This window comes from Thalassospira sp. MCCC 1A01428, from assembly GCF_002115825.1.
Lineage (GTDB): Bacteria > Pseudomonadota > Alphaproteobacteria > Rhodospirillales > Thalassospiraceae > Thalassospira.
The window spans coordinates 1-26,766 of sequence record NZ_JFJZ01000044.1; the positions used below are offsets into that span (position 1 = coordinate 1).

At 53.3% G+C, this 26,766-nt stretch carries 23 protein-coding genes; 5 read left to right on the forward strand and 18 right to left on the reverse strand.

The annotated features are described in order from the left end of the window. The first annotated feature begins 238 nt into the window (after positions 1 to 238). Both THS27_RS21765 and THS27_RS21770 read left to right on the forward strand, forming a co-directional pair. The gene (locus tag THS27_RS21765) at positions 239 to 1,000 is read left to right on the forward strand and encodes an SDR family oxidoreductase (RefSeq protein WP_085594449.1); all 762 of its coding nucleotides are present in this window, start codon (positions 239 to 241) and stop codon (positions 998 to 1,000) included. Positions 1,001 to 1,020: 20 nt separating this feature from the next. After that, entirely contained in the window at positions 1,021 to 1,440 is a 420-nt protein-coding gene (locus THS27_RS21770; RefSeq protein ID WP_085594451.1) for a cupin domain-containing protein, read from the forward strand. Positions 1,441 to 1,516: 76 nt separating this feature from the next. Here THS27_RS21770 and THS27_RS21775 read toward each other — a convergent pair whose 3' ends face one another. The 17 genes from THS27_RS21775 to THS27_RS21855 form a co-directional block, all read right to left on the reverse strand. After that, positions 1,517 to 2,314: an IclR family transcriptional regulator gene (locus tag THS27_RS21775; protein WP_085594453.1), complete on the reverse strand. Its 798-nt coding sequence runs from the start codon at positions 2,312 to 2,314 to the stop codon at positions 1,517 to 1,519. Between the two features lie 51 nt (positions 2,315 to 2,365). Next, complete coding sequence (locus THS27_RS21780; RefSeq protein WP_085594455.1) at positions 2,366 to 3,562, reverse strand: aminotransferase class V-fold PLP-dependent enzyme; 1,197 nt, start codon at positions 3,560 to 3,562, stop codon at positions 2,366 to 2,368. Between the two features lie 11 nt (positions 3,563 to 3,573). Continuing rightward, positions 3,574 to 4,065, reverse strand: a complete 492-nt coding sequence (locus THS27_RS21785) for a RidA family protein (RefSeq protein WP_085594457.1) — start codon at positions 4,063 to 4,065, stop codon at positions 3,574 to 3,576. 114 nt (positions 4,066 to 4,179) lie between these two features. Next, positions 4,180 to 5,091: an ABC transporter ATP-binding protein gene (locus THS27_RS21790; RefSeq protein WP_085594458.1), complete on the reverse strand. Its 912-nt coding sequence runs from the start codon at positions 5,089 to 5,091 to the stop codon at positions 4,180 to 4,182. Continuing rightward, a complete protein-coding gene (locus THS27_RS21795; protein WP_085594460.1) occupies positions 5,088 to 5,903 on the reverse strand; it encodes an ABC transporter ATP-binding protein in 816 nt (271 codons plus the stop codon). Before THS27_RS21795 ends, THS27_RS21790 begins: the two co-directional genes overlap by 4 nt. Further along, positions 5,900 to 6,790 (reverse strand): ABC transporter permease, encoded by an 891-nt coding sequence (locus tag THS27_RS21800; protein ID WP_085594462.1) that lies wholly within the window; start codon positions 6,788 to 6,790, stop codon positions 5,900 to 5,902. Before THS27_RS21800 ends, THS27_RS21795 begins: the two co-directional genes overlap by 4 nt. A gap of 1 nt (position 6,791) precedes the next feature. Beyond that, entirely contained in the window at positions 6,792 to 7,769 is a 978-nt protein-coding gene (locus THS27_RS21805) for an ABC transporter permease (protein WP_085594464.1), read from the reverse strand. A gap of 78 nt (positions 7,770 to 7,847) precedes the next feature. After that, positions 7,848 to 9,509 carry an ABC transporter substrate-binding protein gene (locus THS27_RS21810; RefSeq protein ID WP_085594465.1) on the reverse strand — a complete coding sequence of 554 codons (1,662 nt, stop codon included), beginning with the start codon at positions 9,507 to 9,509 and terminating at the stop codon, positions 7,848 to 7,850. Positions 9,510 to 9,539: 30 nt separating this feature from the next. Further along, entirely contained in the window at positions 9,540 to 10,556 is a 1,017-nt protein-coding gene (locus THS27_RS21815; protein WP_085594467.1) for a glycoside hydrolase family 3 N-terminal domain-containing protein, read from the reverse strand. 94 nt (positions 10,557 to 10,650) lie between these two features. Continuing rightward, on the reverse strand, positions 10,651 to 11,130 hold the full coding sequence (locus THS27_RS21820) for a GNAT family N-acetyltransferase (RefSeq protein ID WP_085594469.1): 480 nt from the start codon (positions 11,128 to 11,130) through the stop codon (positions 10,651 to 10,653). Between the two features lie 722 nt (positions 11,131 to 11,852). Beyond that, positions 11,853 to 12,893 (reverse strand): ABC transporter ATP-binding protein, encoded by a 1,041-nt coding sequence (locus THS27_RS21825; RefSeq protein ID WP_085594471.1) that lies wholly within the window; start codon positions 12,891 to 12,893, stop codon positions 11,853 to 11,855. 2 nt (positions 12,894 to 12,895) lie between these two features. After that, positions 12,896 to 13,870: an ABC transporter ATP-binding protein gene (locus THS27_RS21830; protein ID WP_085594473.1), complete on the reverse strand. Its 975-nt coding sequence runs from the start codon at positions 13,868 to 13,870 to the stop codon at positions 12,896 to 12,898. Position 13,871: 1 nt separating this feature from the next. After that, the gene (locus THS27_RS21835; protein WP_371456084.1) at positions 13,872 to 14,807 is read right to left on the reverse strand and encodes an ABC transporter permease; all 936 of its coding nucleotides are present in this window, start codon (positions 14,805 to 14,807) and stop codon (positions 13,872 to 13,874) included. Position 14,808: 1 nt separating this feature from the next. Next, complete coding sequence (locus THS27_RS21840) at positions 14,809 to 15,786, reverse strand: ABC transporter permease (protein ID WP_085594475.1); 978 nt, start codon at positions 15,784 to 15,786, stop codon at positions 14,809 to 14,811. Positions 15,787 to 15,807: 21 nt separating this feature from the next. After that, positions 15,808 to 17,418, reverse strand: coding sequence for a gamma-glutamyltransferase (ggt, locus tag THS27_RS21845; RefSeq protein WP_085594477.1), 1,611 nt, complete (start codon positions 17,416 to 17,418; stop codon positions 15,808 to 15,810). Further along, the gene (locus tag THS27_RS21850; protein WP_085594479.1) at positions 17,415 to 18,269 is read right to left on the reverse strand and encodes a S9 family peptidase; all 855 of its coding nucleotides are present in this window, start codon (positions 18,267 to 18,269) and stop codon (positions 17,415 to 17,417) included. The genes ggt and THS27_RS21850 overlap by 4 nt, the downstream gene beginning before the upstream one ends. Before the next feature lie 84 nt (positions 18,270 to 18,353). Beyond that, on the reverse strand, positions 18,354 to 19,922 hold the full coding sequence (locus THS27_RS21855; protein WP_210402975.1) for an ABC transporter substrate-binding protein: 1,569 nt from the start codon (positions 19,920 to 19,922) through the stop codon (positions 18,354 to 18,356). A 201-nt stretch (positions 19,923 to 20,123) separates the two neighbouring features. On the opposite strand from THS27_RS21855, the gene THS27_RS21860 reads away from it, so the two are divergent. The 3 genes from THS27_RS21860 to THS27_RS21870 all read left to right on the forward strand — a co-directional run bounded on the left by THS27_RS21860 (position 20,124) and on the right by THS27_RS21870 (position 23,234). Continuing rightward, positions 20,124 to 20,897, forward strand: a complete 774-nt coding sequence (locus tag THS27_RS21860; protein WP_085594480.1) for an IclR family transcriptional regulator — start codon at positions 20,124 to 20,126, stop codon at positions 20,895 to 20,897. Between the two features lie 43 nt (positions 20,898 to 20,940). Continuing rightward, on the forward strand, positions 20,941 to 22,173 hold the full coding sequence (locus THS27_RS21865; RefSeq protein WP_085594482.1) for a glycosyltransferase family 4 protein: 1,233 nt from the start codon (positions 20,941 to 20,943) through the stop codon (positions 22,171 to 22,173). A 140-nt stretch (positions 22,174 to 22,313) separates the two neighbouring features. Further along, complete coding sequence (locus THS27_RS21870) at positions 22,314 to 23,234, forward strand: NAD-dependent epimerase/dehydratase family protein (RefSeq protein ID WP_168184967.1); 921 nt, start codon at positions 22,314 to 22,316, stop codon at positions 23,232 to 23,234. A gap of 104 nt (positions 23,235 to 23,338) precedes the next feature. On the opposite strand, the gene THS27_RS21875 is transcribed toward THS27_RS21870, so the two are convergent. After that, a complete protein-coding gene (locus THS27_RS21875) occupies positions 23,339 to 26,764 on the reverse strand; it encodes an error-prone DNA polymerase (protein WP_085594486.1) in 3,426 nt (1,141 codons plus the stop codon). Between the last annotated feature and the right edge of the window lie 2 nt (positions 26,765 to 26,766).

Sequence of the window (26,766 nt, forward strand, 5' to 3'; positions counted from 1 at the left end):
TGAAGGTTGCCAACTGATCTGATAGCGCCAATATTGGCCGTTGATGACAAAGCCTCCGACCGTTTTACGGTTCGGAGGCTTTGCTTTTGGCGAACCTGTCAATCAGGAACTGCAGGTCCTAATAATAAATTTGATATTGGCTATAACACTGGTCGTTTGTGTTTCGTCCTTTTCATGAAGCCGGGCAGCTATTGGTTTTCGGTGGGTGCCCCGCACGACGAAAAGGCAGGAATGTAATATGAAAATTGTTGTTATTGGTGGTACAGGGCTGATCGGTTCTAAAACCGTTGCCTTGCTGAAAACTCGGGGCCATAGCGTGGTGGCGGCCTCGCCGGCGACGGGCGTTAATGCCTTTACGGGCGAAGGGTTGGACGCCGCCCTTGAAGGGGCGGAGGTCGTACTTGATCTTGCCAATTCGCCATCGTTTGAAGACGACGCGGCGATGGCATTTTTTAAAGCAGCAGGTGCAAACCTGTTGCGTGCCGAACAAGCTGCCGGGGTGCGACACCATGTCGCCTTGTCCGTTGTGGGAACAAATAACCTGCAAGATAGTGGCTATTTCCGCGCCAAGCAGGCACAGGAAGACCTGATCAAGGCAGGAACTATTCCCTTTACCATTATCCAGTCGACCCAGTTTTTCGAGTTTCTAGGCAGTATTGCCGGATCCGCATTTGATGGCGAGGCTGTTCGATTGTCCAATGCGCTGGTTCAACCCATTACATCGCAGGATGTCGCGACGGCGGTTGCCCGTGTGGCACTTGCTGCCCCGACCAATGGCACGGTTGAAATTGCGGGACCGCAGCAATTTGGTCTGTGCGAACTGGTTGAACGCTATCTTGGCTGTATGGGCGATGTCCGCCCGGTGATCTGTGATCCGCATGCGCCATATTTCGGCGTGGTGTTAAGCGAACATTCGCTTGTTCCGGGCACGGGGGCATCATTGGGCCAAACCACATTTGAAAAATGGCTGGGGCAATCAGTGCTGGCAAAAAGCGCGTAACAGGAAAACGGAACACGATAATGATCAAACAAATGATGACTGCGGTGGTTCTGTTTGGAGCCGTCTTGGTACCAGGTGCGGTACAAGCCAGCGATGCGCCAAGTGAACAGGCCAAAATCACGGTGGTTTACGATCATAAACTACCCAATGTACCGGGCAAAAGCCTGAAAGGTGTTTTGGTGGAATATGGCCCGGGTGGATCATCACCAGCCCATACCCATCCGTCATCGGCCTTTATTTATGCAACGGTTCTGACGTGTGCGATTACAAGCCAGGTTAATGGCGGACCGATAACAACATACCATGCAGGGGAAAATTTTTCGGAAAACCCCGGCGATCACCATAGTGTCAGTGCCAATGCCAGCGACAGTGAACCGGCAAGTTTGCTGGCCGTTTTTGTTGTTGATAGCGACGAGAAAACGCTAACAACACCGGAATAATCAGTCATTTTTTTAAGCAGGTGGTTTGCTCGCGCGGGGCGCGCCACCTGTTTTCATGGCAGCGAAATTACACAAATCAGGCCCAGCCTAACCGGCTTTCAATGCGTTTGGCGCTGTCTTTTACCAGTTTGATCAGGTCCGGTTCGTTCTGATTGACCTTGATATCGGGTACTACGATGGAAATTGTGGCAAGGCATTCGCCGTCCGGGTTGCAAACCGGTGATGCGATGCAGGCGACGGAAAAATCAGATTCACCAGCTTGAATGGAAAGCCGGTCAGACAAGGCACGGGCTGCCTTTTGCGACAGGGTAACGGGATCAACTTCTGCCCGCCCGGTTGGCGAGTTTTTGGCACAGCGCCTAAAAATTTCAACCTGTTCATTCTCGGCAAGATGCCCGACCAGCAAGCGCCCCGATGCCGTCCAGTTTAACGGGGTGCGCGTCCCCACCCGCGATGTTACCTGAAAATGGTCACGGCCTTCTTCCATTGCCAAAACCACCATCATGTCGTTATCGCGACCGCATATTTGCACGGTTTCACCCGATTTTTGCGCCAGTTCGTGCATTTCGGCATTGGCCACACCTAACAGGTCCAACCGGCGCGAATAGGTAAGGCCGTAATAATACAGGCGCGGGCCCAGCCATAATGCGCCGTCATTCTGGCGAATTAGCAGGTTTTTGCCGACCAGATCCTCGACAATGGTGTAGATGGTCGATAGGGGCGCACCAATGCCGTGCGCTATTTCATAGGCGGTGGTCGGTTTTTCGGCTGCTTGCAAAAAATCCAGAATCTGGAGGATGCGGTCAATGCCACTGGTGCGCGACCGGCGTTTGGGCGCGGCTATCGCGGTATCCTTCATGGCGACTGACGGCATTTTGTCCTCCTGATCCGGTTTTGTTTATCGTTTATAACTAGCGGTAATTTATCAGTCAGGCCAGTTCAGGATCGCCCTTTCCTTGTTTAACGTCCGCTCTTCAAACGGTGTTGCAATAAGGTCGTTGGATTTTTGGGCAATATCTAGTTCTTCGGCCAGGCGGGCGGCGACAATTTGTTCCTGGTCCGGCTGCAAATTGCAGGGATCAAGGAAGAAATAGCCATGTTCAACTTCATGATCGCGGGCAACAATGGGCTGCGCCCCCTTTGCCAGCCGGTCGACCAGATCCCACGCGGTGATGTGGGCGGCGACACGATCAATATCGATGCGTAAACGGTCCAGCGGGTTGTGGGTGGGGTCTGGCGTAATGCGAACCGATACACCGGGGCGACCGTTTAAGGTTGCGTACCATAAATCAAGGGCACGTTTTTCCCGGGCACGAATGGCAGCATGGTCGCGGGTTTTCCAGGCTTCCAGCGCGGCAATGGCCCCGGCAATGCCTTCCTTGCCCACTTTCATACCCCGGCCAATGCCGCGGTTTTGCAGGTAAATATTGCGCACAATATCTTTACGGCCCGCAACAATGCCCGATGTTGGCCCGCCCAAAAATTTATGCCCGGAATACAGAACAATATCCGCGCCATCACGGATAAAGCCGGTTAAATCATATTCGGACGCGGCATCGACAATAACCGGAACATTATGTTCATGCGCGACAGCCGCAAAGGTTTTGAAAGGGATTTGCCCGTATTCGACCGTGTGGTGCGACACAACATATAAGGCCGCCAGTGTATTTTCATTAATCGCACTGGCAAGATGAAAGGCTGACGCGCTGGTGGCTTGACCGATGGGCACAACACGCGCGCCGGATAAACGCACAGCCTGATCGACCGGAGCACCATAATTGACCATATGGCCCATCTGCATAATGACATCGGATTTGGGGCCAACATGATTTGGCAATTGTTCAATCGCGCCCAGATCATTTCCGGTCATAAGGGCTGCAATTGAAAGCGTGATACCGGCTGAGCATGATGCTGTGATAAACCCGCATTCGGCCCCGGTCAGTTCGGCAATGGTTTTGCTGGCCCGGCGTTGTAAATCATCAATTTCAACAAAATTACCCAGAATATCGGCAATCGATTGAATGGATTGTTGCCCGACGATAGAGGCACCAAGGCCCGTCATGGTGCCCGACGCATTGATAACGTGGCGCAAGTTCAGTTTTGCAAGAATATCAGCTGACATGATGGGTCCTGTTATTCGTCGTTAAGGGCAATGATGGCTTCAATTTCAACCGTGATCTGGTTGGGCAGCGACCCCATGCCAATGGCTGAACGGGCATGAACACCTTGCGGGCCAAATACATCGTTAAACAGGTCCGAACAGCCGTTGATAACCGCCGGATGGTCGCAAAAATCAGGGGCAGCATTGACCATGCCCAGCAGTTTGACAACCCGTTTCACCCGCCCCAGATCGCCAAGAGCTTCCTGCATGACGGCGAGCAGATTGATCCCGGTCAGGCGGGCATCGGCATAGGCTTTTTCTATGCTAACATCAGCACCGACCTTACCTTTGCTGAGGTTGCCGCTGGTGTCTAACGGCCCTTGGCCCGAAAGAAACAAAAGGTTGCCTTCGCGCACATGGGTCACAAAATTGGCAATCGGGGCCGGGGCCGGGGGCAGGGTAATGCCCAGTTCGGCAAGGCGCTGGGCAGGGGTGTTGCCGGTTGTGGTGGAAATAGTCGACATATTTAACAAAGGCTCCGTTTGGCGGATATTAATCGCGTTATAGTGTGGGCGTATAAACTGCCGGCTCTGTTTCGGACCGACGACGCGGATATTTAAGGTATGTAAAACGTGAATTTATGGGGCGGTATGCCGGTAAAAATGGTTTGGCCCTGCGGTTTTGATATGCGGATGCAGCTGTTTGGCCTGTTCGCGCACAGCGTTGACCGATGCAGGATCAAGGCGTGATTGCGGGTCGTCAAACCGGATTTCCGGGTTGGGCACGGCCGATAACAACATGCGGGTATAATCGTGCTGCGGGTTCGACAACACCGCATTAACGTCGCCCCATTCCAGAATTTGCCCGCCATACATAACCATGATGTCCTCGGCCACATAATGGGCGGTGGCGACATCGTGGGTGATGTAAAGCAGGGCCAAACCCAGATCGCGTTTCATGCGGTTTAACAGTTCCAGCACGCCCTGGCGCACTGAAACATCCAGCATCGATGTCGGTTCATCGGCGATAATAACCTTGGCACCAACGGCAAGGGTGCGCGCGATGTTGATGCGTTGGCGCTGCCCGCCCGAAAGGTCGTGCGGGTGTTTGGGGGCGACAATTTCCGGGTCCAGCTCGACCTGGCGCAACAGGGCATGAACTTCGTCGGTGACGGCTTTGCCCTTTAAATCGCGGCGATAAAGTGCCAGCGGGCGGCGTAAATGATAGTCCACCGTATGGGCCGGGTTTAGCGATGCAAACGGGTCCTGAAAGATCATTTGCACGTTTTTACGATATTGTTTCAACCCCTTGGGCGTGTTGTCGGTAACGGGGGCGCCATGAAACAAAAGCTGGCCTTCATCGGCGATATATTCGCGCATGATGATGCGGGCGCAGGTGGTTTTGCCACTGCCGGATTCTCCGACCAGTGCCAGGGTGCGCCCACCCTTCAGGTCAAAGGACAGGTCGTGGGCACCACGCACCTTGTGCGCGCCCAGATGAAAGGTTTTGCCAATGTTTTGCAGGCTAACGATGGCAGGGTTTGCGGTCATTGTGCGTTCTCCTGCCGAGGGGCGGGGGCGTGAAAGGACGGAAATGACGCCCACAGTTTTTTGGTGTAATCGTGTGTTGGTGCGCGGTAAATCTGATCCGCTGTGCCCTGTTCCACCAGTTTGCCATCCAGCATAATGCCGATGCGATCACAGAATTGCACCATCAGGCCCAGATCGTGGGTAATAAACAGCACTGAAAAACCCAGTTGCCGGCGCAGTTCATTAATGCGTTGCAAAATTTCGCGTTGAACCACGACATCAAGGGCGGTGGTGGGTTCGTCCATTACAATCAGTTTTGGTTCCAGCGCCAGGCAAATGGCGATCACAATGCGCTGGCGCATGCCGCCGGAAAACTGAAACGGATAATCGCGCATGCGGTCTGCCGGGATATCGACCAGTTTTAACAGTTCGGCACAGCGTTCGCGCGATTGCGCCTTGCTATAACCGCGATGGCGTTTCAGTAAATCGTGAAACTGGCTTTCAATACGCAAAACAGGGTTCAGCGAATTCATCGCACTTTGAAACACCATGGCGACTTCGTGCCAGCGAAACCGCGCGAGTTCATTCGCATCAAGGTCAAGCACATTGCGCCCTGCCACCATAATGTTACCGCCACAAATTAATGCGGGGGGCTTGTGCAGACGGCTGATTGCAAAGGCAATGGTGCTTTTGCCACAGCCAGATTCCCCGGCCAGGCCAAAAACCTCGCCAGGGGCGACATCAAAGCTGACATGATCAACGGCGCGAAAGTCGGTTTTATCACCAACATATTCAATCGACAGATCCTGAACGGATAATAGCGGATTGTTCACAGGCTGCCCTCCCCGGCGCGAACGCGGCCAACCCAGCGCGCCAGCGAATTGCCGGTCCGCAAGCGTGGGTTGGCAACTTCGTCGATGGCAAAATTAAGCAGTGACAGGCCGGTTCCCAAAAAGACCAGGGCAAAGCAGGGGGTTAAAATATCCCACCATGCACCCACCTGAAGGGCCGACGCATTTTGTGCACTATAAAGCATCACGCCCCACGAAACGGCCTGCGGATCGCCCAGTCCTAAAAACTCAAGGGTGGCTTCGGTAATCACAGCAAAAACAACGCTGCCGATGAAATTGATGCCGACAATCGACACCAGATTGGGAAAAATCTCGGCCGCCATAATGCGCCAGCCTGGTTCGCCCAGCATTTCAGCAGCTTTGACGAAATCCTTTTGTTTGATCGACAGGGTTTCGGCCCGCGTAACACGTGCGCCCCATGCCCAACTGGTGCCACCCAGAATAATGGCAATCACAACCGGGCTTGCCTGCCCGATAAACGATGCCAGAACCAGCAAAAGCGGCAGGTTGGGCACAACAAGGACCATATTGGTCAAAAAACTGATGGCTTCATCAACCTTGCCACCCTTATAGCCTGCGGCAATGCCCATGATGGTGCCAACGGCCGTAATGATGAAACCGGCCCCAAAACCAACCGCCAGCGATGTGCGCGCGCCGTAAATCAGGCGTGAAAACACATCCTGCCCAATGCGGGTGGTGCCCAGCCAATGGTCTGCATTGGGGGGTTGATGGGGCAGGCCAACGCGACGGGCAGGATCAAACCCGGTTAAAAGCGGGGCGGCAATGGCGGCCACTATAATAATTGCCAAAATCAGTAAACCCGTCAGGGCCTTTTTGTTGCGCAAAAGCCCTAAAATAACGTTTTTCATTTCAGGCTCTCCGCAATCGGGGATCAAGCAGAACGTAGCTGACATCGACAATGAAATTGGCGGTTAACATTGCCAGTGTCATAATCAGCAACTGCCCTTGAATAACAGGGTAATCACGGGCCAGAATGGCGTGATAAAGCGTGTTGCCCAGGCCGGGATAGTTAAAGACGACTTCGGTCACAAGCGACCCGCCCAGAACCGTGCCAATGGCAATTGCCAGGCCCGACACCGTTGGAAGCAGGGCATTTCGTGCGGCATACCAGAACATGACCGTGCGGTCCGACAAGCCCTTGGCCCGGCCCATGGTGATGTAATCTTCGCCCAAAAGGTTGATCATGTTGTTGCGCATGGTAACAACAAACCCGCCTGTCAGCACAATGGACAGGGTGATGATGGGCAAAATGGCGTGATAAATAACGCTGCTGATATATTCAAACGAAAATGCCGGGTCCAGTGCCGGGGCGGCGGCATAGCCGGTGGGAAACCAGCCCAGGGTGAAGCCGAAAAAATAAAGGGCGACCAGCGACGTCACCATCGCAGGAACCGACGTTGCGACAATGGCGGATACGGAAAAGATGACGTCAAATTTGCTGCCGCGTCGCCAGGCGGCAACGATGCCCAACATGGTGCCCAGCGTAAAGCTGATCAATGTCGCCGTGCCCATTAGGCCAACCGTCCACACCAGCGCGCGTCCCAGCACCTCGTTGACGGAAAGCGGGAAATATTTGATCGACAGGCCAAGGTCACCGGTAAAAATACTGGCAAGATATGTCAGGTATTGCTGCCATAACGGGGCATCGACAAAGCCGAAAGTCAGTTTCAGGGCCTCAAGATTTTCTGGTGACAGGGTGCTTCCTGCGCTGGAAAACATGATCTGGATCGGGTCACCCGGCAAAAGGCGGGGCAGAAAAAAATTGATGGTCGCCGCCGCAATGAAGGCTGCCAGATAAAAACATAATCGCCGAAGCAGAAAAACCATTGGAACCTCTGAAACTGTAAGTATCGCGGGCTGCCTGGGGAGGAGGCGGCAGCCCGCGACGATCATTGCGAAGCGGTTTTATTTAACCGGGCGCAATGCAAGCAGGTGCAACAAACGGGCATGGTTCTGGCGTGACAGGGTCGGGTTGACGAACGGATTGTCCCGGGTTGACCAGCCGGTAAAGCGCGTTGTGTTGTACTGATACCAGGTCGGGTTGTTATAAACTGGCAGTAACGGCAGGTTTTCTGCGACGATCCGCTGGGCCCTGGTCATGATTTCCTTTTGTTTGTCCATGTCTGACGTCAGGGTGAAGTCATTTAGCAGCTTGGATAAATCATCGTTAAACCAGCGTTGTGCAGTGAAACGGGTTTTACCCACATCATTGCGGTTAAAGGCTTGCTGATAGGGATAATAAGGCAGGGATGCCGCACGAATGCTGTTGATCGCGGCGTCAAATTTACCCGTGATCAGGTCCTGGCCCCAAACGGCTTCTTCCGGGGTGCCGATATTGGCATTGATCCCGGCATCCTGCATGCCTTCAACGGCAATGCGTACCGTATCAATCCAGTCGGTCCATGAATTGGGAACGATAATGTCAAACTTGATAGGCGTTCCGTCGGGATTATCGCGAAAACCATCATCATCGGCATCGACATAACCGGCCTCGTCTAAAAGGTCCTTGGCGGCATCGACGTCATATTTGGTATATTTGTCAAATTCTTCCAGAACTTTCGGGTCGGTCCAGCTGGAATAAACTTCGCCAAATGTGGTCGGGTCCTGGTTCAGCGTCGGGTAACCATAACCAGCCACATTGACCATGCCCTGACGGTCCAGTGTCATGCTCATTGCCCGGCGGAATTTTACATTCTGAAAGGCTTTTTTGTTATCCGCATTGGCGGTTTCCTGGTTGAAAATAAACTCAACCATGCTGCCTGCCGTATACCAGTAATGGAAATGATCCGGGTCCTTGGCAACATAGGTTTGCTCGACATTGGGCAGGAACGATGTGCCCCAGTCCAGCTCGCCGCTGGCAGTGGCGGTGAGCATCTGGTTGTTATCGGCCAATTGCGGAAAGCGGAAACAATCAACCTTCAGGTTTTCGGCATCCCAGTAATACGGGTTGCGGCACTGGTCGTATGTTTGTGGGGTAAAACGGGGGATTTCGGTCATCGGGCCGCTGCCAACCGGGGTTTCGTTGGCAAAGGTGACCGGTTCGGCAATGTCGGCCCAAACATGTTCAGGCACGATCGGCAGTTCGATCAGGCGGTTTACGGCCAGCGAACTGGGGCTGGACAGACTGAATTTTACCGTGTGTTCGTCAATTGCTTCAACTTTATCAAGGATATTCCAGATGGAAACAAAATCCAGTGCCGGGTTTTTTTTGACATAGTTAAAGGTGAAAACAACGTCTTTGGCGGTCAATGCTTTGCCGTCGGACCATTTCAGGCCGTCGCGCAGGATGAATTCCACGCTTTTCAGGTCGTCCGCGATTTTATAGCTTTTGGCGAGGCGGTAATTGGCCTTGTCATGATCAAAGCGGTTAAAAATCACCAGCGGTTCATAAATGAAATCCGATGTGCTTTGGCGGGCCGATGTCTGGTTGAACGGGTTAAAGTTCCGGACCCAGGTGGTGGCTGGCTCGATATTGGCAGTCAGAACCGTTTCGGCGCTGGCTGCTAGCGGCGGCAGAATGGCAAGGCCAAAAACGGCGGTCGCCAGAAGGCGTTTATGTGTGATCATTGATCTTTCCCTGATAGTAAGATTGTTTTGTTATGCGCCAAAGATTTCTTCGACTTCGGCATGCAGTTGCCTGATATCCACGTTCAAGTTGCCCAAACGGGCTTTGGCTGCGTCCATGCGGCGTATTGTTTCGTCACTTAGCGGACGGGCAGCTTTGGCGGCAGCCAGCGTTTCGGAATTGGTGCCATGACTGTGCAGGGCAATGTCACAACCTGCTTCCAATGTCTGCCGTACCCGTTCGGGCAGGCTGCCCGACAGGGATTCCATATAGACGCAATCCGAAATCAGAACGCCGTCATAACCAAGTTCGTCGCGGATAACGTCTTTGCAAATAACCGGCGAAACCGAGGCCGGGTTTTGGTCGTCGTAGGCGGAATACACCACATGCGATACCATTGCCCATGGCGTGTCGATCAAATCGATGAACGGCTTGAAATCGGTGGCGCGCAAAAGTGACTTGTCGGCATCTACACGCGGGCGTTCCTTGTGGCTGTCTACCGTGGCGCGGCCATGGCCGGGAATATGTTTCATGATCGGCATGTTGCCAACTTCAAGCAAACCATCGACCACTTCACGGCCCAGCGCACTGATCAATGCCGGATCCTGCCCAAAGGCGCGGGCGCCAATAACGTCACTGGTATCGCCAAACACCAGATCAAGGACAGGCGAACAGCCGCTATCAAGGCCCAGTTCGCGCATCATGGCCCCCATCGCGTGCGATGACAGACGCAGCGCATGTTTGCCAAGCTCAAGATCGCGGCGTGCCAGCGCACCAAATTCACCAAATGACCGAAATAACGGCCATGACCCGCTATCAAGATGCGATACGCGCCCACCTTCCTGATCGGTAAAAATCGGGGCATCGTCGCGGCCAACGGCAGTACGAAACTGTTCGGTCAGTTTTTTGACCTGATCGGGGGTTTTCAGGCTGCGGCGGCCTACAAATAACCCTAGCGGATTGGTTTCGCGAAACAGGGCAATTTCGTCGATCGACAAAGTATCATTGGGAATGCCGACAAACAGGGCCAGCGGTGTATTCGAAGACATGGATCATTCCCTGAAAATAAAAGGCCGGTTGGCCCGGAAATTTGCGCAACGAACCGGTAATAACCGGCCCGGATCAGAAGGCACGTATTGTTTGCTAGGGGGCCGGGGCGCGCAGCATGTCGGTGTAAATTCCTTTGCCGGGTAAAGGAATTTCAATGGCGCCAACGGCATCGATATAAAACTGTGTCGGGCCGGGATCACCGACAATAGCGTAGGCATAACCCATGTTTTTCATGGTTGTCAGGGTGCTGTGCAGCAAAGCCGCTCCGATGCCTTGCCCGCGAGCGTTGACAGCAACGCCGGTTGGCCCAAAAAAACCACGGGCGACGGCGTCGTAGCAGGCAAAACCCATGATCTGGCCATCGCGGATTGCGATCAGGCAGGATGCGGGTTGACGGGTGATAGCCACAAGGGCCTCGCTGGCCCAGTTATCGCTAAAATTATTGCGCACCCAATCGACGACAAGGCGCTGTTCCGGGGCAAGTACCGGACGAATAGTAATGTTCGTTGCGGCAACCTTGCGTCCCAACGCATCAAGGGCGGGCGCATAAAGGCTAACAACCAGATCTGCCATTCCCTGTATTCCATTATTATGTTATCTATGTCGTTATTAAGTATGCTACGGGCAACAAGGAACCACGTCAAGAAAAATTGGCATCGAATTGGTATTTAAAATGGATACAAGATGCGAAAGGTGGCAGCGGCGGGATGCCCGGTGGGGCGATCAAGGGGTACCGATTTATCCGGATGCAAATTAGCGGGATGGGAAGGGTGGTGTCGTCGTGTCTGGTGGATCAGGCCAGTAGATGTTTGCTACCGTACTAGGTGTGTTCAGTGCCGTTGGTTGGGTTGAAATGTCGGTTTGCTATGCCCAGCGTCGGAACTGGCGATGTTCGCCCATCGGACCGGAGCTGAAGGTTCGTCGAAAAATGGCGGGGGTGCCAGTTGTCGACGTCATTTTGTAAAAAATGACCCGGTTTTATTGTGATTATCCTGACGAAAGGCGAGCAGGTTTAACGTTGCCTGGCGAAATTGAATTTCCCCGGCATTGGGTCTTTTGCGTATTAGGCCAGAACTTCGCCAATGTTTCGCGGTGGTGGCGAGGTGTTTTTGTGTACGCTGGTTGGCGCTTTAGGGCGCGAGAAATCACCAATGCTTTGCCATCATAATAAAAACCGGCATAGAGACATTTAACCGGTTATTTTCAATTTTTTAAGGTCGGCAGCAGGCACGGTGCGGCGTTTGGCCAGCGCATGGCGCGAAAGCTTTTGGCCTTCGCGCTGGCGTTTTACCGTATTACATAGCGACGGTCGAAGTTGTATTTGCCGTCTGGATGCTATCGTCATTTAAATGGCACGCGGAAAAATGGCGGGGCGCGATTTCGCGTTTTTGGGGCACGGTGGTGCGGCATTTTTCCATGGCAAAGGGGCAGCGCGGGTGAAAATGACAACCGGGCGGGGGGTCAATCGGGCTGGGCAATTCGCCGTCAATGACCTTGAATTTTCGTTTGGTCAGCTCAATCCGTGGAATTTCTGACAGTAATGCCTGTGTATAAGGGTGGTTGGGGCGGCTGAAAATTTCTTCGGTTGGGGCTTCTTCGACAATACGCCCCAGATACATAATCACAACCCGGTCTGAGATATGCTCCACCACGCCGAGATCGTGGCTGACAAATAAATAGGTCAGCCCCAGTTTTTCGCGCAAATCCATAAAAAGGTTAATCACCTGCGCCTGGATGGAAACATCAAGGGCAGCGACACTTTCGTCGCAGACCAGAAAGTCGGGCCGCACGGCAAGGGCGCGGGCGATATTTACGCGCTGTCGTTGCCCGCCGGAAAATTCGTGCGGAAAACGAAATTTCATTTCCGGGTCAAAGCCAGCCATGCGCAAATATTTGTCGGCATGTTCGGCTCGCGTGCCTTCCAGCATTCCGTGGGTTTTGGGGGCTTCGGTGACGATATCGTCGATCCGCATGCGCGGATTAAGGGCCGCCATCGGATTTTGAAAAATCATTTGAATGGCAAGGTCGGCACTGGCTTGATCGCGCCGGGTCATGCCTTCGCGGCCGTGGCGAATAACCTCGCCGCCAGATGGCGGAATAATGCCGGCGACAACGCGGCCCAGCGTTGATTTACCACAGCCACTTTCACCGACCAGCCCAACCACTTCGCCGCGATGAATAGTTAAATCCACACCATCCATGGCATGGACAACCGGTGGCGTTGGGCTAAGGCCAAGGCGAATTAAGGCCTTACCAAGCAAGTCCGGGGTGGCCCCAAACCGGCGCGATACGTTTTTCAGTTCGACAATCGGGGTTTTGGCGACAGTTCCAGTCATGGTTAAAGCCCCTCGGTCACGGGATGAAAGCAGCGATATGTGCGTGTGCCGGTATCTGTTCGTTCCGGTATGGTGTGGCATTGTTCGGTGGCGTGGCCGCACCGGGTACGAAAGCTGCACCCGCCCGGCAGGCGGGTTAGGCTAGGCGTCATACCGGGAATTTGATGCAGGCGGTGGCCTCGCTGGTTCTGGCTGGGAACAGACTGGATAAGGCCCCGGGTATAGGGGTGGCGCGGATCACCAAGAATTTGTTCTACCGGGCCGGTTTCAACCAGGCGCCCGGCATACATTACGGCAATATCATCGGCCAGACGTGAAACAATCGCCAGATCATGGGTAATCCAGATTACTGCTGTACCGCTGATTTCAGCCATTTTTTGAAATTCGGCAATGATCTGCGACTGGATGGTAACATCAAGTGCGGTGGTGGGCTCATCGGCAATGATCAGATCGGGGTGATGCAACATGGCAATGGCAATGGCAACGCGCTGGCGCATCCCGCCCGAAAATTCATGTGGATAGGCATCAAGCCGTTCTTCGGGGCTGGGAATGCCAACCAGCCCTAAAGCGTCGCGGGCACGGGCACGGGCGGCTGATTTTGTCATGGGGTCATGGGCCTGTATGGCCTCGGTTATTTGCGTGCCTATACGCAAAACCGGGTTTAACGTCATCATCGGGTCCTGAAACACCATCGCAATGCGTTTGCCACGCAGGCGGCGCATTTCTTCCGGATCAAGGCCGATCAAATCACGGTCGTCAAAAATGATGCGGCCGCCGGTAACCTTGCCGGGTCGGTCAACCAGCCCCATGATCGAAAACCCGGTTACTGATTTTCCCGAGCCACTTTCGCCGACAAGGCCCAGAACCCGGCCTTTTTCAAGCGCGAAGGAAACATCGTTTACCGCCCGCAAACCCGGTGCGGTTTTGGTGCCACCAAATTCGGTGACAAGGTTGGACACCGTTAAAAGGTTCGCCATATCACATGCTCCTCGGGTTCAGAATGTCACGCAACCGGTCACCAACCAGATTAATGGCAACAATCGTGATCAACAGGGCAATGCCGGGGAAAAAGCTGATCCAGTACAGGCCGGATAACAGATATTGATACCCGTTTGAAATCAGCATACCCAATGACGGCTCGGTGACCGACGCCCCCAGCCCGAGAAATGACAGGGTTGCCTCAAGCCCGATGGCGCGCGCCACTTGCATGGTTGAAATCACAATCACCGGGGCCAGGCAGTTAGGCAGAAGGTGGCGAAATAAAATGCGATAGCCGGGCAGGCGCAAACAATGGGCCGCCTCGATATATTCTTTTTCGCGTTCCACCAGGGCCGAGCTTCGCACCGTGCGGGCATAGGTGGCCCATTCAGCAATGATCAGGGCAATAACAACATTGGTTAGCCCCTTGCCCAGAAAGGCCAGCATCATCAAGGCCATCAGGATGGTGGGAAAGGATAATTGCAAATCGACCAGGCGCATCAAAAGCGTTTCAACCCGTCCGCCAATATAGGCGGCAATCAGGCCAATACTGGTGCCAATGGTGGCCGCCGCAAATGCCGACAGAACCCCGACAATCAGCGATGTACGCAGGCCATAGAGAATCCCTGATAAAATATCACGGCCCTGATCATCGGTGCCCAGATAATAGGGAACACCGTCGAATGACGATGATCCCGGTGCCAGGCGACCGTCAAGGATATCAAGCTGGCTAAGATCATAGGGGTTTTGCGGTGAAATAAGCGGTGACAGCACGGCCAGAAAAATGATCAGGATCAGTACGCCCAACCCGATCGCAGCGCCGGGGGACATGACAAATTTTTGTGCCAGTTTACCTGATCGCGCCAGTAAGGATGTCGAGGCCATGCCGGTTGGTAGTGCTGCTGTTTCCTGTGGTCCGTTTGCGGCTTGGGACATGTTATTTGCCCTTTGTGTCCAGCCGGACGCGGGGGTCCAGCAATGTATAACAAATGTCGATGATGAAATTCAGCGCGACAAACAGGATCACCATCATCATCAGATAGGCAACGATCACCGGACGATCGAGATTGTTGATGCTGTCAATGATCAGCTTGCCCATGCCTGGCCACGCAAAGATGCTTTCGGTTACAACTGAAAATGCAATCAGGGAGCCAAATTCCAGCCCGGTAATGGTCACAACCGGGATCATCAGGTTTTTGAGAACATGGGTATAAATCACCCGGTTTTCGCTAAGCCCCTTGGCGCGGGCAAACTTAACGTAATCCTGTGGCAGAACTTCCTGCACGCCGGCACGGGTCAGGCGCAGAACCAGCGATGTTTTAAACAAGGCAAGGTTAAGGGCCGGCAGGATCAGGTGGTGCAAACCATCGGCAGTCAGAAACGACCAACTGGCATCCAGAAAACTGGCGGTTTCGCCGCGCCCACCAGATGGTAACCAGCCAAGTTGCACGGAAAACAACAGGATAAACATTAACCCGACCCAAAAGGTGGGCAAGGAAAAACCAAGGATCGATCCGCTCATGATCAGGCGAGAAGACATCCGTTCGGGATGTAACCCGGCATACAGACCCAGGGGTAAACCCACCACAATTGCGATTAGAAGGGCGCTGATTGCCAGTTCCAGCGTTGCAGGCAGGCGCTCGACAATCAGGGAAAGGGCAGGTTTGTTATAAACAAAACTGGTGCCGAAATCGCCGTGGAAAATACCCTGGATAAACATCAGATATTGTTGCCAAAGCGGACGATCCAGCCCCAGATGGGCAACAACGCGGGCATATTCCGCCTGACTGGCATCAGGATTGATCAGGATATCGACCGGATTGCCGATGACATTAACACCGACAAATACAATGATCGTCATGGCCAGAATAACCATGATCGCCTGTATCAATCGCCGCAATAGGGATGCAAGCATTGTGCGTCTCCTGCCCTTGGCTTAATCGATTGAAATGGCAACGCCATCGCGTTGCGGGTCTGCGGCCCCTTTGGATATGCCATTTTCAATGCTGATGGCATGGAGGGCGGCAAAGGCGTAACTTTGGGGCGAACGGGCAACATCATAACCGTCTGCACGCAAGGAATGTTCAACCGAACGACGGATACGGTTGCAGATATCAATTTTGTTCGATACGCCAATAACGCGCGGTGCGGCAACGGATTCTGTTATCGACATGCCAAAATCAATTACATTCATAATGCCTTGCGCCACTGTCGGTGCAATATAACTGCCACCTGGCGCACCAATGACCATGCGGGGTTTTTCACCCTGAAAAACAATGGTGGGTGCTGCCGAGCTGGCGCGACGTTTACCCGGTGCGATGGATGCCGCCCGCCCCGGGCGCGGATCAAACCGGGCCATGGTACCATTATACATAAAGCCCAGCCCGTCGGTGATGGCACCTGAGGGGCTGCCCAGTGTGTGGGTCATGGAAACGGCGTTGCCATCCTTGTCGATCACGGAAATATGGGTGGTATCGCGTTGCGACATTGCCAGCCGTTCGACCGATGCACGATCCCCTGCCCGAATGGATGCTGCCAGTTTGGCGGTATATTCCGGGGTTAGCAATTGTTCAAAAGGAACATCAATATAGGCGGGGTCGCCCATATAGGTATCCTTGTCAATCGTCATGCGTTTCATGGCTTCAAACAGGGTGCGTACATGATCATGGCTGCCGTGTTTCATGCTCGCAATGTCGAAATGTTCCAGAATATGCAGCAGTTCGAGCATCGGAAAGCCCGAGCCTGGCGGCGGGCTGGTGGCAATGCGGTGGCCGCGATATTCGCCCCAGATCGGGTCGGTTTTGGTGATGTTATAGGCCGACAGATCGTCTCGCCCGATTAAACCGCCCGATGCCGCAAAGTCATCGGCAATTTGTTGGGCGATTTCCCCATGATAGAAAATGTCGGCACCGCCGCTTTGAGCAATGCGCTCAAGCGTGTTGGCCATGTCGGGATTGCGCAAAATGTCGCCGACATTGCGCAAACGGCCATCCTCGTGAAAATAGACCTCGCGCCCGGTTTTGGAAAATTTCAGTTTATCAAGGGTGTTGGCATATTGGTCGTTTGACTGGTCTTTGGCCCAGTACCAGTGCATGTGCGGGCGGATCAGAATACCGTTGCGGGCATAACCAATCGCCGGGGCGATGATGTCGGCCCAGTCAAAGGTGCCATAATCGCGCAATGCCGTTTCGTAGCCCTTAAGTGACCCCGGTGTGCAAACGGCCAGATAACCGATGTCGGAGATATTGTTTTCCAGAATAAAGCCAAAACCGTCGCGGCTTTGCCCGACCAGTTTGTCTTCCCACATGGTTTCGGTCGCGGCCAGCGGGGCGCGGGCATAAAATTCCAGAATTTCGTGAACGCCCTTGCCCGGCATATAAACCTGCATGGAGCCAAAACCGCCAATGCCGGACATTTGCGGGTCGGCGACCCCCTGGACAAAAGCACAAGCCAGGGCAGCGTCAATGGCATTTCCGCCCCGTTCCAGAATTTCGGCACCGGCTTCGGCGGCTTCGGGCTGCGGGGCTACGATGGTTGCATTTGTCATTTTTGGCGGATCTCTTTTAACGTGCGGGTCAGAAACGCCTTGACGGTATCAAGCACTTTCATGCGGTCATGCGAAACGCCGGGAACTTCGGTAAGGCTGACGGCAATGCCAGCTTTTTCAAACGATTTTGCCAGTGATTTCAGGCGTTCGGGGCGGGTGTTGCCAGCATCATTGGCCCCTTCCATATAGTATTTGGAACCTGGTGCGTGCATGATTTCCCAGTTTTCAAGGTCGGCAGACCCGACAACCATTTGCACGGCAACCTTCTGCAGGGCAGGGATATCAAGACTAATGCCAAACTGTTCTTTAATGTCCTTAACGCCAACCCACCAGTTGCGTTCGGTATCAAGCAGAGTGACAGATCCTGGTGCCCCAATGGACGCGGCCCACAATTTTTGCGGATGCAGCAGGGTAAAGCGGTGTGTGAAATGCCCGCCGCCGGAAAAACCGAACATGGCAAATTTTGACCAGTCCTGATCATATTTTTTGGCCATTTCGTCGACCATTGAAATCAGGATTTCGTCGTAACGAATATCGCCTTCCTGAATGTATTTATAACCTGAACGCGCTCCGTCGCCACGGGCGTTCATCGGGAAGATCGGGCACAGGACTGCGCAATCGTTATACAGGCCGAATTCGGCAAACCCATCGCGAAATTCGATGGCCGATGTGCGGCCGGTGCCATGAACGGCGACCAGAAGGTCAACCTTGCGGCCTTCTGCGGCGGCTGGTGGCACATAAAGCAGCATGTGAAAACGCGGATCGGCGGTGCAGGCGAAAATTGCCGTATGGCCATAGTCATAGATCGCCTTTGCACGCGCGGCAGAACCGCTCGAACTTAGTTCCTGCATTCGATTTCTCCTGGGGGATGACCGGGGAGGGTGGCACGCATCGGGCAAGGGAGAGAAAACCCGATGCGCACCGGGGTGGATCATTTAGTTGGCAGCGCTTTTTACGTCGTATGCCAGGGTGTATTTGTCGCCACGCGGGGCGTAGCTGATGGATTTTTTCGCAGCCAGCACAACGTTTTCGTAATGCAGCGGTAAAATCCAGAGCTTGTTGAAGGTCAGCTCGGATACTTTTTCAAGCAGCGGTTTGCGCGGTGCTTCGTCCAGCAATTTATTGATTTCCGGGTCGTTGACACCGCCGCCATTGTAACGGCCCGTGCCTTTTTCATCGTCGCGGCCTGCAACAACAGCCAGTGCCGGGTTTGAAACTTCACCGGTGTTGATGCCCCATGACCCCAGAAATACGCTGTAGTCGCCGGTGGTGTATTTTTTTGAATACATGGACCAGGGCATAACTTCGACCGAGGTTTCAATGCCAATGCGCGAGAACATCTGACCAACGGCCTGAAGAACGGCGCTGTCATTTACATAACGGCCAGCCGGGCCCTGAATGGTCATTTTAAACCCGTCACCCCAGCCTGCATCTTCAAGCAGCTTTTTTGCGCCTTCCGGGTCATATTTAACCGGCTTGACGGCATCGGAATGACCAAAATAACCCTTGGCAACAAACTGGTCGGCAACGGTGCCGTTTTTCTGCATTACACGATCAACAATTGCCGGGCGGTTGATCGACATCAGTAGCGCACGGCGTACGCGTTCATCCTGTAACGGGTTTTTGTCCAGTTTCGATCCATCCTTAGCAGTGATAAAGGCGGTCGGGGTGTCCATCACATTCACACCCAGAAAAACAAGACGGGTGGACTGACCACGGATCAATTGCAGATTGTCGGAATTTTCAACCCGATCAACACCTTCGGCGGGCATGGTTTCGATCAGGTCGAGATCGCCAGACAAAAGAGCCGCCAGACGCGCACCGTTATCAGGGATCATGCGCAAGGTAACGTTTTTCCATTCCGACGGACCGGCGAAATAATCGTCGTTGCGTTCCAGAACCAGGCGATCACCGGGCGAATAGGACACAAATTTGAACGGCCCGGTGCCAATGGCGGCTTTGCCTGAATCAAAATCGGCAACGCTGTCTTGGGCGTGGTCAGCACTGATGATGCGAATGCGGCTAAGGGAGTTTAAGATCATCGGGTCGGGAACGGTGGTTTCGACCACAACGGTATAGGGATCAGATTCCGTAACGTCCTTGATGTTACGAGTATAGGAAGCAAATGCCTGGCTGGGCTTGTCGCGTGCGCGCAAAAGCGAGGCAATCACGTCTTCGGCATCAAATGTCGTGCCATCGTGGAATTTAACGCCCTTGCGCAAATGAAATTCCCAATGGGTCGGATCAACGACTTTCCAGTCGGTTGCCAGTTGCGGATTGTTTTCCGCGGCACCGCCCCGGTTGATCAGGCTGTCAAAAATGTGACGGCTGGCCGCATTGTTGGGCGAACTGGATGTTTCGTGCGGATCAACGGTGGTGAAGGTGGTGGACATGCCAATTGTCAGGCTGGAGTCAGCTGCCATGGCCATTGACGGAATTGCAATGCCAAGCAGCAATCCCAGGCCGGCCTTGCGGGCCATTTCCAGTGTCGGGGTGAGCGACATTATAGTCTCCATTTCATTTAAGATCTCTAGCGGAGCCAGTCCCGGATCGAATATTGGGTTTTGTGCAACTCTGCGGGTTGCTTATGACGCATGATCGGCAGTTCGGTGGATTTGTGTCAATTTTTTTTCTTGTGATGTTACATTGTGTGTAACACTATTGCAGCGGTATTTTTGATGGTTCCCATCGAGGGGTAATTACCAGTGTTTTTAGAGTCCGTAACAGATAAAAAGTATGTAATTCAATCAGTTGATACAGCTTTGTCCGTGCTGTTGGAGGTGTCGCGCGAACCGGGGCAAAGCCTGTCATCCCTTGCCCGCAATCTGGGAGAAACAAAGCAAAAAACTTTAAGAATGTTACGCACAATGGAACAGCGAAAATTCATCCAGCGGGCCGAAGATGGAGGATATAACCTTGGTAACGCCATTCTGGTGTTGGGAACTTCCGCGTCCACCCAGATTGATCTGGTAAAACTGGCGAGTCCGGTTTTGGAAACGCTGGGTCAAAAAATGAACGAAACGGTGCAAATCCGGATACGGGATAATACCGAAGCCTTGTGTATTGCCAAATTCGAGCCCTCGCGCGATTTGCGGGTTCATGCCGTGGTGGGGCGGCGGCGTCCGTTGCATGCCGGGTCGAGCAAGATTTTGCTGGCGTTTTTATCGGACAATCTGATTGCACGTATTTTGCCCGACACGCTTAACCGTATTACCGGCAATACGATTACCAACCGTTCCGCGCTGATGCGTGAATTGATGAATATTCGCAAACAAGGCTTTTGCATCAGCCACGGGGAAGTTAGTGATCAACTAGTATCGGTATCGGTGCCAATTTTTGCGGTTGATGGCTCGGTATTGGCGGCATTGAATGTGGCGGCCCCGGCATTTCGCACGCAGAAATCCGATCTTGATCGTTTTGTCAGTCTGCTGACCGAGGCGGCAAAAGGCATTTCGCGTGGTTTGGGCTGGGTTGGTTAACAGACCTGTTTTGTAATCCGGGTTGGTGAAAGTTACGTTTCTGATGAATTTATCTGACATTGTCGTGTTGCAGGTTATCCCCCGGTTAAATAGTGGCGGGGCAGAACGAACCACGCTGGAAATTGCGCAAGCTCTGACCCGGGTGGGGGCAAAGGCGATTGTCGTAACCGAAGGTGGACGGTTGGCCGATGATATTTGTACGGCCGGTGGCGAGGTTATAAAGCTGCCGGTTGCCAGTAAAAACCCGATCCGAATTATTGCAAATATCTGGAAAATCAGGAAAATTATCAGGGATTACGGTGCGACACTGGTACATGCCAGAAGCCGGGCACCTGCGATTTCAGCCTTCTTTGCTGCCCGTTGGCAGGGGGTACCGTTTGTAACGACCTATCATTCCACTTATTCGCAGCCCAGGCGCGAACCGTTTAAAAGCATCAAGAATTTTTACAGCAGCATCATGGCCCGGGGCGACCGGGTGATTGCCAATTCGCACTTCATTGGCAATCTGATTGCGCAACGCCACCAGACTGGCAATGATCGGGTACGGGTTATTTATCGCGGGCTTGATAGCACATATTTTGACCCGGAAAAAATCACGCCAAAGGCGGTTGCCGCCATGTGCGCCCAATGGGGTGTTGATGAAAACGACCGTGTGGTGCTTTTTCCATCGCGTATTTCGCCCACCAAGGGGCAAATGGTGGTTATTGAAGCGGTCGCACAGCTTGGCCCGGCGTTAAAGCAAGGATTGAAGGTTGTGCTACCGGGGCCTGAACTGGCAACGCCGGATTATATTGCCCTGCTGCAACAACGCATCGGGCAGGCCGGGCTGGGCGATATAGTGAAACTGGTGCCCGAATGCCGAAACATGCCAGTGGCTTATCTGGCGGCCGATGTTGCGATTGGTGGATCATTGATCCGGCCAGAGGCCTTTGGTCGCACCGCGATTGAAGCACAGGGCATGGGATGCCCGGTGATTGCCAACCAGGAAGGCGGCCCGGCTGAAACGGTGCTGGATGAGGATGCGGTGGGGGTGGATGCCTTCACCGGCTGGCTTATTCCCCCGGAAAACCCGGTGGCATTGGCCGTCGCCCTTGAGAAAGCACTTTCCCTAACCCCGGCAGAACGGGCGCGATTGAGAACCCGCGCACGCGCCCATATTATGACCAGGTTTAATGCCGATCAAATGCGTATCGATACGTTGGCGGTTTATGATGAATTGCTTGGATGTGATTTGGCGGTTTTTTATAAGAAGATCGTTAAGCAGGCAAGTTTGTAAATGTTTCGCGTTTTTCGCGAGATTTTATCTTTGAACTGGGGGACGTGAGGAACGTAAACTTTATGGGTGATCAATGGGTTTGATATGCTAAAACCTGAAATATCTTGATAAGTGTTTTTTTGCGTTTTGGGGGGATTATTTTGAGTAAAGTTCTTGTGACGGGCGGGGCGGGTTTTATTGGTCGTTATACTTGTCGGGCGCTTGTTGCATTGGGGCATGATGTAAAAATTTATGATAATTTTAGCAATGCCAGCCGAGAGGGTTTGACGGGTCTTGGACAGGTGATTGATGCTGATGTTCGTGATCGAGCAGCATTGAAAGATGTGCTTGTTACTGTTGATCATATTGTACATCTTGCTGCGCTTGTTAGTGTTCCGATTTCTATCGAAATGCCTAGGCAGGTTTTTGACATTAATGTAGCAGCTACTGAACAGCTACTTGATATTTGTCGGGAAATTCGATTCCCCGGGCGTGTGATTTATGCAAGTTCTGCATCTGTGTATGCCAATGAACTTACAGGAAATTTCAAGGAGGAATGGGCAACGGGACAGGGGTTATTGTCGCCTTATGCTTCCAGTAAATTTATGAACGAGGTTCAGGCTGGTATATATAATACCTGTTATGACCTTAAAACGACAGCCTTTCGCTTTTTTAATGTCTATGGTGCCGGACAAGATCCGAAAAGTCCGTACAGTGGTGTTATCACCCGATTGCTGGACGCCCGGGATGAGGGCAAGAAATTTACTATTTTTGGTGATGGGTCCATTACTCGGGATTATATTGCTGTTGAAGATATTGCCGGTGCAATTGCGTTGCTGATTGGTTCTAATAGTACCGCACCGCGGGTTATGAATCTTGGTACGGGGCATGCAACGACATTGAACGAGCTTGTTCAATTCTGGCAGGATGCGACAGGGAAAATTCTTGATTATTCTTATGGTCCTTCGCGCTCCGGTGACCAGCAACATAGCTGTGCCGATAATAGTTTGGTTCGTGAAATTCTCCCTGAATGGCGGCCTGTTTCTTTATCTGAAGGATTGGCGCGCTGGGTTGGTTCATAACCGGACTTTTAGCATCAGAATTTTGTGAAGGATCGGATACGTTTCGGCCTGATCGGACATTGCCTGATCTTCGGGATTTTTTGTTGAGGATTGCCCCGGTCGTATTAATGAAAGTCATGGCTATCCACCTTAAGTCGGGTGGGTTTCGCCTGATCCTGTTCGTGGCGTTTCCTCAGATTTTCAAGTTGTCGGGTTGTATCTGATGCGAATGATGCAGAAGATGAAGATGCTGAAAGAGAGGGAGCAGAGGTGCCCGGTATTCCGGTGGCCCAGCGTAAATTGCGCGGATGCCCGCCAGACTGACGGTCGATTTTGGTGTTGTCGGTCAGGCTTTGCAGCATGCCGGAAAGATCGACCAGTTTTTCGGCAATGATGTGGGTGACATTGTCTTCGCGTTGCAGTTTGCCTGATACACCTAGCATGGTTGCGGTCATGATTTCACGGCGAAATTCCTCCATCACCTTGGACCATACCACCAGATTGCTAACCCCGGTTTCGTCTTCTAACGTAATAAAAACAATCCCTGATGCCGTCCCGGGGCGCTGGCGGACAATGACCAGTCCGGCATGGGTAATTTTATCGCCGTTGCGCGCAGCATCAAGATCAACCGCGCGTTTGATGCCTGCACCGTTAAGCGCATCGCGCAACATGGAAATCGGATGACCCTTAAGCGACAGGCGCAGGCTGGCGTAATCTTCGATAATTTCTTCGCCCGGCCCCATGACTGGCAGGTTCACGGCGGGTTCCGGGCCAAATTCGGCGGAAACGCCCATATTGTGGTTAAAGTTCTGGGCGGCTTCAAACAAGGGCAAGGCAGCGGGGGCTTTACGTCCTTTGCCAAAGCGTTTGACCGCCCACAAGGCCTCGCGTCGGCGCAGGGCCAGGGATTGAAAGGCATCGGCTTCGGCCAGTTTTTCAAGCGCTGCTGGCGATAGTCCGGTTTGGCGCGCCATCAGGTAAATATCCTGAAAGCCGCCAATCGGGCGGTTTGCGATCAGTTTGGTGATTTCAAGTTCCGCCAGCCCGCGCACCTGCCGAAACCCCAGACGCACCGCCAGATAACCCGAAGCACGGCCCATTTCGCGTTCCATTGTGTTGTCCCAGAAACTGTAATTAACATCGACCTCCAGCACCCGGACCCCGTGGTTGCGGGCATCATGAACCAACTGTGCCGGGGCGTAAAAGCCCATGGGTTGGGCATTGAGAAGGGCACATAAAAACACATCGGGATGATGATGTTTTAACCAGGACGACGCATAGGCCAGAATGGCAAAACTGGCGGCATGGCTTTCGGGAAAGCCGTAATCGGCAAAACCCTCGATCTGCTTAAAGCAGCGTTCGGCAAAATCGGCATCATAGCCATTGCGCAACATGCCGTTGATGAATTTGTCGCGATGTTCGCCAATGGTGCCGGTGCGTTTGAAGGTCGCCATCGCCCGGCGTAAATTATCGGCTTCGCCGCCGCTATAGCCGGCGCCGACAATGGCAATCTGCATGGCCTGTTCCTGAAATAGTGGCACGCCTTCGGTCCGTTTCAAAACCGCTTCCAGTTCATCAGACGGGTAATTGACTTTTTCCGGGTTCTTTCGTCGTTCCAAGAATGGATGCACCATGCCGCCCTGAATGGGGCCGGGGCGGACAATGGCGATTTGAATGGTCAAATCATACAGGCATTTGGGTTTCAGGCGCGGCAGCATGCTCATTTGCGCCCGGGATTCCACCTGAAAGGTGCCAATGCTATCGGCCCTGCACAGCATTTTATAAACGGCAGGGTCTTCCTTGGGCAGGGAGGCTAGGTCGTAATCGATGTTTTTGTGATGGCGTAATTCGTCAAAGGCCTTGCGAATACAGCTGAGCATTCCCAGTGCCAGCACATCGACCTTCAAAATGCCCAGTGCATCAATATCGTCCTTGTCCCATTCAATAGTGGTGCGGTCTTCCATGGCGGCATTGGCAATGGGGGAAAGTTCGCACAATGGCCCGCGGGTAATGACAAAGCCGCCCACATGCTGCGATAAATGGCGGGGAAAACCGGTCAGTTCGCCAGCCAGGCGCAAAATGGCCTGAATGCGTGTTTCATCGGGATTGATGCCCGACTGGCGCATCATGGCATCATGCGGGCCTCTGCTGCCCGATCCCCAAACGGTTTTGGTCAGTTTGACAATGCTGTCTTCCGACAGGCCAAAAACCTTGCCAACATCGCGCAATGCACTGCGCGAACGATAGGAAATAACCGTGGCGGTCAGCCCGGCCCGGTCACGTCCGTAACGCCGATAAATGTACTGAATGACCTCTTCGCGGCGTTCATGTTCAAAATCGACATCAATATCGGGCGGCTCATCGCGGGCATTGCTGATAAAGCGTGAAAATAGCAGTTCGACTTCGGCAGGATTGACCGATGTAATATGCAGGCAAAAACAGACCGACGAATTGGCCGCCGAACCTCGCCCCTGGCATAAAATGCCCTGTGACCGGGCAAAGGACACAATATCATGAACGGTCAGGAAATAGGGGGCATAGTCCAGTTCGTCGATCAGGGCGAGTTCGGCCTTTAAAAGCCCCTCGACCTTGGCCGGAATACCGTCGGGATAGCGTTGATGCGCCCCTTCCCAGGTTAGCCGCGTCAGGCGTTCCTGGGTGGTTTCCCCGGAACCATCATTTTCATCGGGATATTCATAGCGCAATTCACGCAAATGAAAGCGGCATTGCTGGGCAATTTCAACGCTGCGTTCCAGCCAGTGGGGATGATCGGGGAACAGGGCCGCCATTTCCCGGGGGGATTTGATATGGCGTTCGCCATTGGGAAATAAACGGTATCCGGCATCCTCGATCCGGCAGTGATGGCGAATGCAGGTGAGAACATCCTGTAATGGTTTACGGGATCGGACATGCATATGCACATCGTTGGTTACGACCACGGGAATGCCCAAACCGGTTTCGACCTTTTGCGAAAACGCCAGTCTTTCGGGATCAAACCCGTCCATAAAACGGCTGACGGACAGCCATAGCTGGTCGGAGAAGCAAGATTGAAGCGTTATAAGCTGATCATAAAACGTCGCAGTGGGAACATGTGGCGGGACGGCAATAAATAACATCCCGTCGCTGTGGGCCACCACATCGCTGAGGTAAAGTTCGCATTCTCCCTTGGGCGCACGGCGTTTTCCCAATGTTAACAACTGGCAAAGCCGTGCATAAGCCTGTCTATCGGTTGGATAGCATAAAAGTGACGGGGCATCGGCCAGATCCAGCCGGCAACCAACAATATATTGCAACCGGTCCTGGTGGGGTTGATGGGCGCTAAACCCGCGTACAATGCCTGCCAGACTGTTGCGATCGGTTATGGCAAGGCCGTGAAGCCCTTTGCTGGCAGCGGTTAAAACCAGTTCTTCGGTATGAGATGCCCCGCGCAGGAATGAAAAATTGCTGCTGACCTGAAGTTCGGCATATCGCGGACATTGGGCTGTGTCGCTATCAATCGCAAGGTTGTATTGCGAGGGGGCAACGACTGTGACGGGGGGGATATCTGCCATGA